Here is a 15,310-nt window from a genome sequence, read left to right as displayed (position 1 = left end):
CGATGACCTTCGACCTGGCGGTCAAGCGTATCTACGAGCCACCCGCTCCCGATGACGGGCAGCGGGTTCTGGTCGACCGGATCTGGCCGCGCGGTGTCAGCAAGAAGGACGCCGCGCTGGCATTATGGTTGAAGGACATCGCGCCGAGCGACGAGTTGCGCAAATGGTTCGGCCACGAGCCGGCGCGCTGGGCGGAGTTTCAGGAGCGTTATGGCGCTGAGCTGGATGGAAATGGCGAGGCGGTGGGTGAATTGCTTGGCCTGCTTCGCCACGGCAAGGTGACGCTGCTCTATGGCGCGCATGACGAAGCCCACAACAATGCGGTGGCGCTGGCAGGGTATTTGCGCACGGGCTGAGGCGCCTACGTCTGCGACGCCGGCCATCGGCGAAAGCCGTGGCTACATCTGATCTCCACCCTTGCGGGGGAGATTGGCAGCGTCGCCGTCTCGCTACGCTACTTCACTGCCGCTTCATAAACATCAGCCTTGAATCCAACCAGAACCCGATCCCCGACCTCCAGCACCGGTCGCTTGATCATGGTCGGCTTAGCCAGCATCAGCGCTTTGGCCTTCTTTTCGTCGAGGCCCTGCTTGTCCTTGTCCGGCAACTCGCGGAACGTCGTGCTCGCCTTGTTGAGCAGCCTTTCCCAGCCGGCCTTTCCGACCCAGCCATCCAGACGCTTGGCGTCCAGCCCCTCGGCCCTGAAATCGTGAAACCGGTACGCCACGTCATGGCCCTCCAGCCAGACGCGCGCCTTTTTGACCGTGTCGCAGGTGGTGATGCCGTACATCGTGATCGTCAAAACAGTGGCCCTTCGGATTTCGAATCTGATCGCAGATTAAGGACGCTCTGCGCGCTTTGCCAGCGCTCTGCGGCGTGCCTTTGGTTTTGCCCTTGCCAATACTAAGGATTTTTCCTAAGTATATCGGGCCCCTTTTGACAGCGCCTCGACACCGACCATGACAAGCCTTCAGACCGCAACTCCCGGCCCTCCAACGATCGACGGCATCTTTCGCGCTCTTGCCGACCCGACGCGGCGACGCGTTGTGGAGCGACTGAACCGCAGTCCAGCCTCGGTCAGCGAACTCGCAGAGCCTTTCGAGATGGCGCTGCCGTCCTTCATCGAGCATCTCAAGGTGCTTGAGATCTGCGGACTGGTGCGCTCGCAAAAGACCGGCCGGGTCAGGACCTATCAATTGGCAGCCGAGCCATTGAAGCTCGCCGAAAACTGGCTGGCCGAACAGCGCACGCTGTGGGAGCGCCGCCTCGACCAGTTCGACGCCTATGTGATGACCCTCAAGGAGAAAGAAGAATGAGCTATCTCTTCAAGCCGGATCCCAGACTGGACCTCGTGCTGGAGCGCGTCATCGACGCGCCGCGCGAATTGCTGTGGCGCGCCTTGACGACGCCGGAGCATGTCAAACAGTGGTTCACGCCGAAGCCGTGGATGATCACCGACTGCGAGATCGACCTCAGGCCGGGCGGGCTGTTCCGGACGCGCATGCAGTCGCCTGACGGCAACGAGGTCAACGACCGCCATTGCTGCTATCTCGAAATCGCGCCGAACGAGCGGCTGGTTTGGACGGACGCACTGCTGCCGGGCTACCGGCCGTCTGGAGAGCCGTTCATCACCGCAGTCATTTCCCTCCAACCGGATGGCCGGGGCACGCGCTACAGCGCCACCGCCATCCACCGCGACGAGGCGACCCGCAACAACCACGAAGAGATGGGTTTCTTCGACGGTTGGGGCACGGTGGCCGATCAGCTTGCGCAGTATGTGAAGACGATCTGATCTTCTCACATGACGGCCAGGACGTTGTCCTGGCCGTCATGCTTGTTTCCAATCCAGCAGCAGAGAGAGCGGGCTCCCTAAAGCCGGTGGTATTTCCGCCTCAATAGTAGAAGCGCTCTTCGGTGATCTTGCCGTTCTTGACCGTGTAGAGGCCAACTTCATCCATGGTGACACGCTCGCCAGTGGCCTTGGGCGTTATGTCGAACTTGAAGCGCACCGCGAACTGGTCGCCGTTGACATAGGGGCCCTCGACCGAGCCGCCATGCACTTCGTTGTTCTCCTGCCACCATTGGCCCTTCTGCCTGAGCGCCTCCTTGCCACGGGCGATGGCCATTGGCCCTTCCATGGCTTCGAGGCTGACGATATCATCGGCATTGTACTTCTCGGCAGCACCGACATGATCGCCCTGCTGGAGCAGCTCGGTGAAATCCTTGGCAATTTCCGCGATGGTCATTTGTGTTCCTCCTGTTCAGACGCACTGCAAATAGGGAACGATTTGCTGGCCGGCCATCGTCAGTCCGCGCGGTAGCTGACAAGTCGTGTCAGGATGATGGTCGCGCGGACCATGTGACGATGATTTAAGGCGTTTACATCGCGGGCCGGGCATCGTCCTGGCCCGTCAATGGCCAATGGTGAGGCACATCGTACCGACCTTCCTGGATGAAGCTATGGACGAGCGCAAAACCCCGCACTGTCCAACTGATGGGGTTAATCGCCCTTTCGCGAATTTTGGGCACTCCCACTTTGTCGCGAAGCAGCGTGATATGCGGTTCAATGGACTTTGTGAGAAAGAACTTTAACGGGCTATCCGAAATCACTGCCGTGAGGTTTCGCCAGAACTCTTGCAGCGAAGGATTGCCGTCGCTGCTGCGTAAAACAAGCGCGCCACCGCCAAAAGCGCACAAACGATCAAAAGAAACGTCGAATGGTTTTGCGACAATCATCGAGCCGATGTGGTGAGCGAGTTCGACCAAGCCGTCCGGCAGTCCGTCATGGTCGCCGAGTCCAACAAGCGAGATGTGATTGGCAATTATTTTCCCTTTCAGCCCGAGTTCCTGGCGCCAAGCGGTCGCTTGTAGAGCGACAGGGTCGGCGATGGTGCCTTCCATCAGGTGACAGAAGAACAACCGATCAGTGCGACGACGCCTGTTCCGCTCCTGCCAATTGAAAGATGTTTGACCGTTTTCAGCTGTGTTGAATGTGGGCAGTTCATTCATGTCATTCCTCCTTTGCGCCACCCACCTCCGCCAAGCTGGAAATTTTAGAACAAAAAGGGAACAAATAAAGCAAAAACGAAGCGAGCGTTGGTGCTTTCCGCATCAGCGCCCGCGAGTTCAACGGTTGAAGAAGCTGAGTTGGACTTGAAGCCTACGCCCCGTAGCCGATGATGCCCTTGACCTCGAGAAAATCGTGGGTCGCCCAGTCGGCATATTCGCGACCGTTGCCCGACTGCTTGTAGCCGCCGTGCGACGTGTGCTCCGTTTCAGGTATCGATGAACTAACCTGGCAGGATGGGGCAGTTGGCGCCACGGCGCAGGCTGATATGCGCCACGTCGCCGGCGCTGAATTGAAAACCCTCGGCCTGGCGCGGTGCATCGATGACAACAGCTGCGCCTTGCTCGAGCTCGGCATGGAGGCGCAGCGTGCGTCCGTGAAAGACGATGCTGTTGACGCGCGCCGGCGCGGTGCCGGGCGCTGCTTCGGTCATCGCCAGCAAATCCTCCGGGCGCACACCAATGGTCTGCATCTCGCCTTGCCCGGGTGACTGGCCGGTTTCAGCGACGGCCTCCAGCGGCAGGGTGCCGGCAGTGAAACGCAGGCGATCGCCGTCGCGGCCGATAAACCGTGATTGCAGGAGATTCATGGTGCCGATGAAGCTCGCCACAAACTTCGTGGCGGGCCGGTCGTAGAGCGTCGCCGGCGGCGCGATCTGCTCGATGCGTCCCTTGTTCATGACGACGATACGGTCGGAGATCGACAGCGCTTCGGTCTGGTCATGGGTGACCATGACGAATGTGGTGCCGAGCCGCGACTGCAACCGCTTCAGTTCAACCTGCATCTGTTCGCGCAGATGCGCATCGAGCGCCGACAGTGGCTCGTCGAGCAGGAGCACGCGTGGCTCGCAGACGATTGCGCGCGCTAGCGCGACACGCTGGCGCTGGCCGCCCGACAGCTCGGAGACGCGGGCGCCAAGCTTGTCCGCGAGACCGACCATGTCGAGGGCTTCGCCGGTGCGCTTTGCCTGCTCGCTGCCGGAAAGCTTGCGCAGCGACAGGCCGAAGCCGACATTTTCGGCGACATTCATATGCGGAAACAGCGCGTAGTCCTGGAACACAGTGTTGACCGGCCGGTCGAAGGGCCGAAGGGCCGTGATGTCGCGACCGTCGAGCAACACCTTGCCGCTCGACGGGCTTTCGAAGCCGGCAATGACGCGCAGGCTGGTGGTCTTGCCGCACCCGGAGGGCCCGAGCAGCGTGATGAATTCACCGCTGATAATGTCGAGATCGACAGCGTCGAGCCCGACGATGCCGCCGGGAAAAATCTTCGACACCGCCTGCAGCCGCACAAGGGAATCAGGCGCCATCGCGAACCTCGGACGGCTTCGTGGTGTTGACCCAGAGGATCTGGCAGCGCTCTGCGCCCGGATTGCGGAAGGCATGCAAAAGCGTGCTCTTGAACGCAAAACTGTCGCCGGCCTTCAGCACATATTTTGTCGAATCCACCACCAGTTCGACCTCGCCGGCCAGCACGAAGCCGAATTCATGGCCGGCATGCGCATAGGCCTCGGCGGTGCCGCCGCGGGCTTCCACCGTCACCAGCATGCCGGTCAGCGTCGCGCCCGGCGGCGACAACAGCGCCTTGGCGATGCCTTCCGACTTCACCGGGATTTGCCGCCGCTTGTCGGCACGCACGCAATAGAGATCGTTGGCCGCATCGTTGCCGTCGGCGATCAGCGCCGATGGCTCGATGTCGAGGGCGGCGGCGAGCGGCCAGATCACCTTGACGCGCAGCGAGGACATGCCGCGCTCGATCTGGCTCAATGCCCCGATAGACACCCCGGCTTTTGCGGCAAGATCGGCCAGCGACAGGTTGCGCTCGAGCCGCAGCGCCCGCACGCGCCGGCCGACCCGCACATCGGCATCGTCCTTCGGCTTCCCAGCCGCTTCGTCCAGCATGTCCATCCGTTCGTCCTCGTGTTTTACCTTCTCCCCTTGTGGGAGAAGGTGGATCGGCGCGCAGCGCCGAGACGGATGAGGGGTGTTCCAGCGGAGTGAGACGCCGGTGTTCCCTGGAGCACCCCTCATCCGTCGCCTACGGCGACACCTTCTCCCACAAGGGGAGAAGGGGGAGCTTTATCCGCCTGCCTTGACCTTTTCGAACATCTTGGCGAGGTCGTCATTCTGTTTCATCGGTCCGGTGAAGATGGTGGTCTTCAGCATCACCTCCGGATCGGACGGCAGCTGCAATTTCTCCAGCTCCTCCTTCGGAACCGTGGCAAAGGCGGAACTCAGCGAGCTGCCATAACCATAGGCCTCGATCAGGTATTTGCCGGAGTCGGCGTCCAGCCGGCTGTTGATGAAGTCATAGGCGAGATCGACATTCTTGGCGTCCTTGAGCATGACGAAGCCGCAGGCCCAGGTCAGCATGCCTTCCTTCGGCTTCATGAACTCTACCGGCACGCCCTGCTTCTTGAGCGAGGTGGCCGACGCGTTCCAGGTCATGGCGGCGACCAATTGGCCGCTGGCCAGCGCCTGTTCGACCGAGGTCATGTCGGTGGTGTAGTTGGAGAGCAGCGGGCGCTGCTCGCGCAGCTTCTCGGCCACCTTGTCCATTTGCTCCGGCGTCATGTCGAACGGATTGACGCCGGCCAGAAGCGCGGCAACGATCGGCGTGTCATGTACCGCGTCGATGGTCGCCATGCGGCCGGCATACTGCTTGTCCCACAAAAGGTTCCAGCTCGCTTCCGGGTTCTTCACCAGATCGGTGCGGTAGAGGATCGAGGTGTTGCCCCAGTCCCACGGCACCATCCAGACCTTGCCGTCGCCGGCCTGCAGGTCGGGCAGGTTCTTGAACACAGGGAAGATCGAATCCCAGTTCTTGATGCGCTTGGTGTCGATCGGCTGCAGCAGGCCTTCCTTGTTCCAGCGCGCCACCTTGTCATAGCAGGGATGCGCAATGTCGGGGCGGAAGCCGGCCTTGACCTTGGTGAAGGCGTCATCGTCGTCGCCGAAGATCGAGGCCTCGACGCCATCGGGGTGCGCGGCGAGGAAGCTCTTGTTGAAATCGGGCAGTTCATAGCCCGACCAGGTGAAATATTGCAGCTTGTCGCCGGCGAAAGCGACGGTCGACGACAGCGCCAATGCCAGGGCGGCCAGTCCGGCCCGGGCCATTTTTCCGGATATCAGGTCGCCAGATTTCAGGTCGAATGCCATTGCAGTTCTCCTCTCTTGGTTTGTTTTGGTTGTGATGGATTCGCGGGTCTTGGCGCCGTGGCGGACAGGCCGCGATGGCGCAGGATTTCGGCTGCCGCGGCGATGACGAAGGACACCGCCAGTATCGACGTGCCCAGCGCCATGACCGTCGGCAGCGACCTTGGAAAACGCAGCTGGCTCCAGATGTAGAGCGGCAGCGTCGGCTCGGTGCCGGCCAGGAAGAAGACGACGATGAATTCGTCGAAGGAGATCAGGAAGGCCAGCATGAAGGCCGAAACGATGGCCGGCAGGCTGAGCGGCAGCATGACCCGCCGGAAGGTCGTCCAGTCGGAAGCACCGAGATCGAGAGCCGCCTCGCGGATGGTTTTCGGGATGGCGGCGAAGCGGCTGCGCATGATCACCACTGTCGTCGGCAGCGCCACCAATATGTGGCCGAGAACGATGGCGATGCGCGATGGCCCCAGACCGATGAGGTTGATAAGGATCAGCAGCGATATGCCGACGATGACGCCCGGGATCAGGATCGGCAGCCGGGCGATGGCGCTGATGGTGGCGGCCAGCGGCGAGCGGCCATAGAGGTCCATGTAGGACACGGTGATGCCGCAGAGCGTAGCACCTGTGGCGGCAATGGCGCCGATGACGAGGCTGTTCAAGAGCGCATTGGTCAGCGCCGAATTGCCGAACAAAGTCGCGTACCATTGCACGGTAAAGCCTTGCAGCGGAAACGCTGCCTGGATCGAGTTGTTGAAGGAAAACAGCGGGATCAGCAGGACCGGCAGATAGAGAAAGACCAGGTAGGCTATGACGTAAGCGCCAAGCCAGCCGCCGCCTCGCTGTGTGTGCCGCCCCTCGCTCATGTGCGGCTGCCGAATCTGCGGTCGGCGAAGCGCGCGACCAGCACCACGCACAGGATGACCAGCATAACGGCGACGGAGAGTGCTGCGCCAAACGGCCAGTCATTGGCCTTGCCGAACTCAGCCTGGATCAATGTGCCGATCATAGTGCTGGCCGGACCGCCGACGAGAGCCGGCGTGACATAATCGCCGACCGTCGGCACGAAGACGACGAGGGCTGCCGCCAGCACGCCCGGCATCGAATTGGGCAGCACGACACGGCGGAAAGAGGTGAATGGCCGCGCGCCAAGATCGGAAGCGGCCTCGACCAGCGATTTCGGTATGGTGTCCAGCGCCACATAGATCGGCAGGATGGCAAACGGCGCGTAGGCGTGCGCCAGCGTGACGACAACGGCGGCCGGCGTGTTGAGAAAAGCCAATGTCGGCTCGGACCAGATGCCGCTTTCGATCAGCGCCGAGTTCAGCACGCCATTGTAGGCGAGCACGATCTTCCAGGCGAAAACGCGCAGGAGATAGCTGGTCCAGAACGGCAGCGTCACCAGGAACAGCAATAGCCCGCGCCGCCGGCCGGCGTGGAAGGCAAGGTAGTAGGCGACGGGATAGGCAGTAACGACGGTCGCCAGCGTGACCAGGGCGGCAATGACCAGCGAGCGCAGCGTCACCGTCCAGTACAGCGGATCGGACACGACCGTGACAAAATTCGCCACGGTGAAACCGGCGCCGAGCAGCGAACCGTCATTGGTGCGGAAGGCGAGGAAAAGCACGAGGCCGAGGGCAAACAGGATCAGCAGGAAAGTGACCAGCGCGCCCGGCAGCAGCATGGCGAACCGGAAGCCCTGAGAAGACCGGGGCTCTGGCACTGGTGTTGCAACTAGGGTCGACATCGACCTGCCTATCGGAATTTTGAAATTAGCCTAGAGTTTTTCATATTCATGAAACTGTCAAGCGGATTCCCACTGACGGGAAGCGCCCTGGTCAGCGCTCCAGCGCATCGAGCAGGCGATACCAGGCGATGGTCGCGGCGACGCCGACCTGGCGGAAGGTGTGAAACGGGATCGGCCGGATTGGCGAGACCGGGAAGGGCAATTGCCTGGCGTCGCCACTTTGGAGATAGCCGGCGATGCGCTCGCCAAGCGCGGTCATCAGGCCGACACCGCGGCCCTGGCAGCCGACCACGGCGAGCAGGCCCTGCTCGGGCTCATGGATGTGCGGCAGGTGGTCCGGCGTCATCGCCACCCGGCCGAACCAGCGCCTCTCGATGGGGACGCCGGACAGCATGGGATAGAGCCGTACCAGTGCACGCTCGAGATGCGCCCAGTCGCCAGCGCTCGTCGGCAGCGCCATGCGGCCCCGTCCGCCAAGCACCAGCCGGCCGTCGGCGCTCTTGCGGTAGTAGACGAGGATGCGACGGGAATCCGACACCGCCTGCCCTTCCGGCAGGATCGTGGCCGCCAGATTGGGCGACAGCGGCTCCGTGGCGATCTGAAAGGAATGCAGCGGCACGATCGTCTGGGCGAGACCGGGGATCAGACCATCCGTATAGGCATTGGTCGCCAGCACGACCGCCTTTGCCTGCAATTCAGCACCGTTTTCGGTCGAAATACGCCAAATGCCGGCGGCATTGGCGAGCCGCACGACTTTTTGGCGCTCGGCTATCCTCACTCCAGCCACGGTCGCGATCCGGGCGAGTTCCGACGTGTAGGCGAGCGGATCGATGACACCGGCGCGACGGTCTAGCCAGCCGCCGAGATAACCCTGTGCACCGGTCCTGGCTGCGATCTCAGCCGCGCTCAGAAGCTGGACATCGGCGCCGCGCGCCCGCCATTGCCGGTCGCGGTTCGCCGCCGCCTTCAGCGCAACCTCGGTGTGCGCCGCCTGGATCCAGCCATTGCGAACGAACGGCACCGCCAGCTTCTCGTCGCGGATCAGTTCGAACACCGCATCGGCCGTCGACGCCGCGAAATTGACGAGCGCCTCGCCGCGCTCCGGACCAAAATGCTCCAGCAGCCATTCCGGATCATATTTCAGGCCGGGAATGACCTGGCCGCCATTGAGGCCTGATGCGCCCTGGCCGATCTCGCCACCCTCCAGCACCTGCACCGACATGCCAAGCCCGGCGGCATGCAAAGCCGTCGACAGGCCCATAATGCCGCCGCCGACAATGACGACATCGGCCTTTTCGCCGCTGGGAAAAAGCGATTGAAACTTGGAAGTCGCCTGCGGCTTGTGCCAGATCGGATCGGAGAATGGTGCGGGCAAGGGTCACCTGGGATTCATTGGCAAAATGAAAATCCTAGATGTGATTTCACTGTTTTGAAAGTGGGTTTTGATCCGGCGGCTCACAGATCGGAGCCCGAGGGTTTCCCGGCACAGCGAGTAGCGTCGGATAAAACAACGCTCCTCCTGCCGTATGGACGCGCGAGTCCTTGCCCGGAATTGTGGAGATTGCCGCCGCAGGATCCGGCAAGTTGCCGTCTTGGGATAGTTGGGTAGAGCTATCTCATCCGAACCGGTTGGTCGGCATGCCCCGAACGCCTGTCCGCACCGCGAACAATCCGCCCTCTTGCGGATTTGCCTGCAAGTGTCCCCTGCTCATGGTAAATCGCGCCGACGTGACGAAGAGAGTATCGAAATTCTCGCCACCAAAAGCGCAACTCGTAGGCCAGCTGCAGGGCAGGTCCACGACCTTGTCGAGAACTCCACCCGGAGAAATGCGGACGAGGCAGCCGCCGCCCGCAACGCGGCAATTCCAGACATAGCCCTCCGCATCCATGCACGACCCATCTGGCAGACCGCGCGGAAAACCTGAGAAGAAAAGTCGCCTGTCGGTTATTCGCGATTGCACCCTATCCCAGCGATAGCGGAATATCTGGTTCTTCGTCGTATCCGCCGTGATGAAAGTATCATCCGCCGTCCAGATCATGGTGTTGGTGATGCCGAAACGATCGGCGCTGAGCGCCTCCACAATGCCGGTCGTGTCGACGCGATAGATCCGCCCCGCATCTCGCGAGATATCGCGCGGAAGATCGTCCGGGCCGATATTGTTTTCCATGGTTCCGACCCACAATGAGCCGTCTGGGGCGACCACGCCCTCATTCAACCGTGTGTCCGGGCTATCCGGTTCGATCGTCGCGATGGTCCTGAAGGTTTCCCCGAAATCCCACAGCGCCACATCTTTTCGTAGCCCGACGATTGCGCCACCGTTCCGGCACAGGCCGATCGAGGTTGCGAGGTCCGGTGCTTGCCAGTTCCGGTGATCGAGAGTGTCCGGATCGAGCTGGTGGATACGCCGCCCGATAATATCCACCCAGATCAGTGTTTTCCTGTTTTCGTCCCAGATCAGGCTCTCCCCGACGACATCCCGGGCATCGAACACGAAAATCGCCTGCATCTCTCCGCTATCCATGCATTGCCTCGTTTGTCGCGCTTGTTGACTTCACTTGACAGACAGCATTTCACAAAGATATAGGCATTTCAAGAAAACATGTCATACAGGTTGAGGGCAAATGGTGGCCAATCGTAGCATGATGCCGGACGAGACCAATCCCGGGCTGGTCAGCGCCGCTATCCAGGCCATCACCCAATACATCCGCGTTGAAGGCCTCGGCCCTGGCGACCTCTTGCCCAGCGAAGCCGATATGACCCGCAGGCTCAGCGTCTCGCGGACAGTGGTGCGGGAGGCGTTTCGATCGCTGTCGGCGATGCGCCTCATCGATATGAGCGCCGGTCGGCGCGCCAGCGTCGCCAAGCTCGACATCGGTGCCATGTCGATGGTGATCGAGCACGGCGTCACCACCGAACAGATCAGCGTCCACCAGGTTTATGATGTTCGCCGCACCATCGAAATGCGCACGGTGGCGCTCGCCGCACTCCGGCGGAGTGATGCCGAGGCGGCTGAAATACAAGAATACGCGCGACTGATGCGCGAGAACTATCATGCGCCCGAGATCGTCATGGAGCACGACATCGCATTCCATGAGGCGATCGCGCGGGCCTCTCACAACCCGGTGTTCTCGTTGATCATCACCGCCTTCAGCGGGGTCACGCGACGCACCTGGGTGATCGGCTGGCGTACACGCGCCTCCGTGGAAGATCAGATCAAGATGATCGAGGGGCACGCAGATATTGCCCGGGCGATCATCGCGGGAAATCCGCAACTTGCCGCCGAACACATGGCCGCGCATTTCGACAAAAGCGTCAAGGCGCTGACCGACGCGGGGATCGCATGAAAATCCGCGCGATCGAGACCATTCGCATCGAAGAGCGACCCAATCTGCTCTGGGTCGAGGTGCACACCGACGAAGGCATCACCGGCCTTGGCGAAACATTCTTCATGGCGCGCACGGTCGCGGAATACCTGCACGAATATGTTGCGCCACGCGTCATCGGCCGCGATCCCTTGCAGATCGATCTGCTTTCCGCGGATCTGGTTGGCTATCTCGGTTTCCGCTCAAGTGGCGTCGAGGTTCGCGGCAATTCCGCCTTCGACATCGCGCTCTGGGACATTTTCGGCAAGGCGACAAACCAGCCAATAGCGCAGCTTCTTGGAGGCTTTTCACGGCAGTCCATCCGCACCTACAACACTTGCGCCGGCACCGAATACATCAAGGACGGCAAGGGACAGACCACCGCAAACTATGGTCTCGGCACAAAGCAAGGCTACGACGACCTGAACGGGTTTCTCCACCGCGCCGACGAATTGGCGGCGGAGCTCCTTGAAGACGGTATCACGGCCATGAAGATCTGGCCCTTCGACCATGCCGCCGAGAAAAGCAGGGGGCAGGATATCAGCGCCGCCGACCTCAAAGCCGCGTTGCAGCCTTTCGAGAAGATCCGCAGGGCCGTCGGCGACAGGATCGACATCATGGTCGAGTTCCATTCGATGTGGCAGCTCCTGCCCGCGATCAAGATCGCAAAGGCGCTCGCACCTTATGGCACATACTGGCACGAGGATCCGATCCGCATGGACAGCCTCGGCGATCTCAAGCGCTATGAGGCAGCGAGCCCGGCGCCGATCTCGGCGTCAGAAACCTTGGGCAGTCGCTGGGCATTCCGGGATCTGCTGGAGACCGGCGCTGCAGGCATCGTGATGTTGGACATTTCCTGGTGCGGCGGACTTTCGGAAGCACGCAAGATCGCCGCGATGGCGGAGGCCTGGCACCTGCCGGTCGCCCCGCACGACTGCACCGGGCCCGTGGTTCTGGCGGCGTCCACACATTTGTCTCTCAACGCGCCCAACGCACTCGTACAGGAGAGTGTGAGGGCATTCTACCGGACCTGGTATCGCGACCTTGTGACCGCGCTGCCGGAAGTCAAGGACGGCATGATCACCGTGCCGCCCGGCCCGGGCCTCGGGCTGGAACTCAATCCCGACCTCGGTCGGGCCTACACCGTCCATCGCCGCGTCTCCGACAAGGCGGACATCTGAAGTACACTCAACGGGAGGAATAGTAATGAAACGACTGACTGCAACGCTTTTGCTCGCTACGACGCTGTTCGCCGGGCCTTCCATCGCCAGCGCTGACGGGCTCAACATCGTCTTTACGCACCATTCGTCGGCCTCGAACACATTCTGGCAGGCGGTGAAGAAGGGCTATGACGATGCCTGCGGCAAGGTCGAGGCCAAGTGCAATATGATCTTCACCCAGACCGAGGGTTCGGTCGAGCAGCAGCTCGCCAACATGCGCGCAGCACTTGCCGCCAAGCCGGATGCCTTGCTGACCTCGATCGTCGACAACAAGGCTTTCGACGACGTCATCAAGGAAGCGCGAGACGCCGGCGTCCTGGTGATTGCGGTCAATGTCGATGACACGGAAGGCGCCAAGGGCAATGCCCGGCAGGCCTTCATAGGGCAAGGTTTCAAGCCGGCGGGCTATTCGCTCGGCAAGGCGATTTCCGAGAGCTTCCCGAAAGAAGGGCCGATCAAGGTTCTGGTCGGCATTTCCGCACCCGGCCAGAACTGGTCGGAAAGTCGCGGCGCAGGCGTGATGCAGTTCCTGGAAGAGTACAAGGCCGCCCATCCCGACCGCCAGGTCTCATGGGAGCGGATCGACAGCGGAACGGACCTTGCGGTCACGTCCGATCGTGTCGGCGCCTATCTCAACGCGCATCCCGACACCACAGCCTATTTCGACACCGGCTTCTGGTGCGCGGGCGTTGCGCGGTCCCTGCAGGACCGCGGTGTCGCGCCCGGTAAGGTCCTCCTTGGCGGCTTCGATCTGGTGCCGGAAGTCCTGCAGCAGATGCAGAAGGGCTATGTGCAGGCCCTGGTGGACCAGCAACCCTACATGCAAGGCTTCATGCCAGTGATGGAAGCCTACCTGAACAAGAAGGTAGGTCTGGCACCCTCCGACATCGATACGGGCCAGGGCATCGTACGCCCGGACCAGGCTGATGCGATCATGGCGCTTTCCGCGCAAGGTCTGCGCTAGGCCCACACGCGCCATGTGTTCACCCGGCGGCGCCCGCGCCGTCGGGTGGTCCCTCGCCTCAATTCCTGGAGCCTGCCTTGAAACGCCTCTTCAAGACCTATCTGGAAAAACCGGAACTGGCTGGACTGATCCTCCTGGTGCTTCTGGTGGTGATTTTCGAGATCCGCTCGGATGGCGTGTTCCTCAACCAGGACAACCTTCGTGGCATACTCGGCATTCTGCCGGAAACGGGCCTCGTCGCCATCGGCGTCACGATCCTGATGATCAGCGGCGAGTTCGACCTGTCGGTTGGATCGGTGTTTGCGCTGATGCCGATGTCCATGGCCGTCCTCATGGTCGAGGGTGTGCCTTTCCCGCTCGCGTTGCTGGCCGGCCTTGGCGTTTGCGCGGTCATCGGCTTCATCAACGGCTATGTGACGATCCGGTTCGAGATCCCGAGCTTCATCACCACGCTTGGCATGCTGTTCATCGCCCGGTCGCTGACGATCGTCGTTTCGGGCGGGTTTCCACCGCTGCTTCCCGCTGATCTGCCGAACTGGCTGTTCACCTCGTTTGTCGGTCCCGGCCACATGTTCCGCATGTCGTTCCTGTGGTTTGTGGGAATTGCCGTGCTGACGTCGCTGATGCTTTCCCGAACCAATTTCGGCAACTGGATAAAGGCCACCGGTGGCTTCCATCCCGCTGCCGCCTCGATGGGCATTCCGACCGCAAGGGTGAAACTCGCATGCTTCATGCTTTGCTCGATGCTGTCCGGTTTCGCCGGCATGTTGCAGGTGCTGAGACTCGGCTCTCCTCTGCCTTCCATCGGCGAGGGTCTGGAACTCCAAGCAGTCGCCTCGGCGGTCATCGGCGGCGCTTCGCTGGCAGGCGGCATCGGTACGGTCGCAGGCGGCATCATCGGCACGATCCTGATCCGCATTATCGACAATGGGCTTGTGCTCTCGCAAGTCGACGCGAACTGGTTCAAATTCGCGATCGGCTTCCTGACCATCTTCGCCGTCGTCGCCAATGCCTGGATGCGCAAGCGTGCCAAGGCGATCAAGATGGAGAATTGAGATATGGACGACGCGATCATCTCCGTCCGCAATCTTCACAAATGGTACTCGGGCGTCCATGCGCTGAAAGGCGTGAGCCTCGACTTCAAGCGGGGCGAGGCGCTCGGTCTGATTGGCGACAATGGCGCCGGCAAGTCTACGCTCATCAACATTCTATCCGGCGTCCAAACAGCCGATGAGGGCGAAATCCTGGTCGACGGCAAGCTGGTGCGGATCGCCAGGCCGCGCGATGCGATGAACCTCGGTATCGAGACCATCTACCAATACAATTCCATGGTTCCCACCATGTCGATTGCCAGGAACCTGTTTATCGGGCGGGAACCGACGCGGTTTTCCGTGTTCGGCGTGGGCATCCTCGACCAGAAGAAGATGGGCAGCGAAAGCATCAAGGCGATCGCCAATGTCGATCTGCATCTGCGCTCGCCCGATGCGCTGGTCGGTGAACTATCGGGGGGCCAGCGGCAGGGCGTCGCCATCGCGCGCGCCATGCATTTCAAGTCGAAGGTGATGATCCTCGACGAGCCGACCAACCATCTGTCGGTCAAGGAAACGCAGAAGGTGATCGGCTTTGTTCGCGGCTTGAAGGAGCAGGGTGTCACCGGCGTCTTCATCAGCCACAACATGCATCACGTTTTTGACTGCTGTGATCGTGTGGTCGCGATGGCGCGCGGCGAGGTCGTGCTCGACAAGCGCATCGAGGAAACCTCCATCGACGAAGTCCACAACGTGCTTTGAGAAGCGGGGA

Annotated in this window: 18 protein-coding genes; 8 read left to right on the top strand and 10 right to left on the bottom strand. The window is 61.5% G+C overall.

What is annotated here, in order from left to right; genetic code table 11:
* The first annotated feature begins 2 nt into the window (after positions 1-2).
* Positions 3-356, top strand: coding sequence for a DUF488 domain-containing protein (locus tag EJ076_RS14575; protein ID WP_109662096.1), 354 nt, complete (start codon positions 3-5; stop codon positions 354-356).
* Between the two features lie 98 nt (positions 357-454).
* On the opposite strand, the gene EJ076_RS14570 is transcribed toward EJ076_RS14575, so the two are convergent.
* Entirely contained in the window at positions 455-790 is a 336-nt protein-coding gene (locus tag EJ076_RS14570; RefSeq protein WP_245463049.1) for an ArsC family reductase, read from the bottom strand.
* A 169-nt stretch (positions 791-959) separates the two neighbouring features.
* Between EJ076_RS14570 and EJ076_RS14565 the strand changes: the two genes are divergently transcribed.
* Both EJ076_RS14565 and EJ076_RS14560 read left to right on the top strand, forming a co-directional pair.
* Entirely contained in the window at positions 960-1,316 is a 357-nt protein-coding gene (locus EJ076_RS14565; protein WP_126068348.1) for a metalloregulator ArsR/SmtB family transcription factor, read from the top strand.
* On the top strand, positions 1,313-1,792 hold the full coding sequence (locus EJ076_RS14560) for an SRPBCC family protein (protein WP_109662088.1): 480 nt from the start codon (positions 1,313-1,315) through the stop codon (positions 1,790-1,792). The genes EJ076_RS14565 and EJ076_RS14560 overlap by 4 nt, the downstream gene beginning before the upstream one ends.
* 100 nt (positions 1,793-1,892) lie before the next feature.
* Here EJ076_RS14560 and EJ076_RS14555 read toward each other — a convergent pair whose 3' ends face one another.
* The 9 genes from EJ076_RS14555 to EJ076_RS14515 all read right to left on the bottom strand — a co-directional run bounded on the left by EJ076_RS14555 (position 1,893) and on the right by EJ076_RS14515 (position 10,485).
* The gene (locus EJ076_RS14555) at positions 1,893-2,246 is read right to left on the bottom strand and encodes a nuclear transport factor 2 family protein (protein ID WP_109662086.1); all 354 of its coding nucleotides are present in this window, start codon (positions 2,244-2,246) and stop codon (positions 1,893-1,895) included.
* Between the two features lie 133 nt (positions 2,247-2,379).
* On the bottom strand, positions 2,380-3,009 hold the full coding sequence (locus tag EJ076_RS14550) for a 2'-5' RNA ligase family protein (protein WP_126068347.1): 630 nt from the start codon (positions 3,007-3,009) through the stop codon (positions 2,380-2,382).
* Positions 3,010-3,290: 281 nt separating this feature from the next.
* Complete coding sequence (locus EJ076_RS14545) at positions 3,291-4,376, bottom strand: ABC transporter ATP-binding protein (RefSeq protein WP_126068346.1); 1,086 nt, start codon at positions 4,374-4,376, stop codon at positions 3,291-3,293.
* On the bottom strand, positions 4,366-4,974 hold the full coding sequence (locus EJ076_RS14540; protein ID WP_126068345.1) for a cupin domain-containing protein: 609 nt from the start codon (positions 4,972-4,974) through the stop codon (positions 4,366-4,368). The genes EJ076_RS14545 and EJ076_RS14540 overlap by 11 nt, the downstream gene beginning before the upstream one ends.
* A 171-nt stretch (positions 4,975-5,145) precedes the next feature.
* On the bottom strand, positions 5,146-6,225 hold the full coding sequence (locus EJ076_RS14535) for an ABC transporter substrate-binding protein (protein ID WP_126068344.1): 1,080 nt from the start codon (positions 6,223-6,225) through the stop codon (positions 5,146-5,148).
* A complete protein-coding gene (locus tag EJ076_RS14530; RefSeq protein ID WP_126068343.1) occupies positions 6,210-7,082 on the bottom strand; it encodes an ABC transporter permease in 873 nt (290 codons plus the stop codon). The genes EJ076_RS14535 and EJ076_RS14530 overlap by 16 nt, the downstream gene beginning before the upstream one ends.
* The gene (locus EJ076_RS14525) at positions 7,079-7,963 is read right to left on the bottom strand and encodes an ABC transporter permease (RefSeq protein ID WP_126068342.1); all 885 of its coding nucleotides are present in this window, start codon (positions 7,961-7,963) and stop codon (positions 7,079-7,081) included. The genes EJ076_RS14530 and EJ076_RS14525 overlap by 4 nt, the downstream gene beginning before the upstream one ends.
* 91 nt (positions 7,964-8,054) lie before the next feature.
* Positions 8,055-9,338, bottom strand: a complete 1,284-nt coding sequence (locus tag EJ076_RS14520) for an FAD-dependent oxidoreductase (RefSeq protein WP_126068341.1) — start codon at positions 9,336-9,338, stop codon at positions 8,055-8,057.
* Positions 9,339-9,579: 241 nt separating this feature from the next.
* Positions 9,580-10,485, bottom strand: a complete 906-nt coding sequence (locus EJ076_RS14515) for an SMP-30/gluconolactonase/LRE family protein (protein WP_126068340.1) — start codon at positions 10,483-10,485, stop codon at positions 9,580-9,582.
* 100 nt (positions 10,486-10,585) lie between these two features.
* Between EJ076_RS14515 and EJ076_RS14510 the strand changes: the two genes are divergently transcribed.
* From EJ076_RS14510 to EJ076_RS14490, 5 genes are all read left to right on the top strand, one after another.
* The gene (locus tag EJ076_RS14510) at positions 10,586-11,308 is read left to right on the top strand and encodes a FadR/GntR family transcriptional regulator (RefSeq protein ID WP_109662067.1); all 723 of its coding nucleotides are present in this window, start codon (positions 10,586-10,588) and stop codon (positions 11,306-11,308) included.
* Positions 11,305-12,507, top strand: a complete 1,203-nt coding sequence (locus EJ076_RS14505) for a mandelate racemase/muconate lactonizing enzyme family protein (RefSeq protein WP_109662065.1) — start codon at positions 11,305-11,307, stop codon at positions 12,505-12,507. The genes EJ076_RS14510 and EJ076_RS14505 overlap by 4 nt, the downstream gene beginning before the upstream one ends.
* A 25-nt stretch (positions 12,508-12,532) precedes the next feature.
* Complete coding sequence (locus EJ076_RS14500; protein ID WP_109662062.1) at positions 12,533-13,510, top strand: sugar ABC transporter substrate-binding protein; 978 nt, start codon at positions 12,533-12,535, stop codon at positions 13,508-13,510.
* 77 nt (positions 13,511-13,587) lie between these two features.
* A complete protein-coding gene (locus EJ076_RS14495) occupies positions 13,588-14,565 on the top strand; it encodes an ABC transporter permease (RefSeq protein ID WP_126068339.1) in 978 nt (325 codons plus the stop codon).
* Positions 14,566-14,568: 3 nt separating this feature from the next.
* A complete protein-coding gene (locus tag EJ076_RS14490; protein ID WP_109662060.1) occupies positions 14,569-15,300 on the top strand; it encodes an ATP-binding cassette domain-containing protein in 732 nt (243 codons plus the stop codon).
* Positions 15,301-15,310 lie beyond the last annotated feature (10 nt).

The sequence above is a fragment of the Mesorhizobium sp. M7D.F.Ca.US.005.01.1.1 genome, assembly GCF_003952545.1.
Classification (GTDB): Bacteria; Pseudomonadota; Alphaproteobacteria; order Rhizobiales; family Rhizobiaceae; genus Mesorhizobium; species Mesorhizobium loti.
The sequence above is the reverse complement of the archived record's forward strand: the minus strand, read 5'-3'. Positions and strand labels throughout refer to the sequence as shown.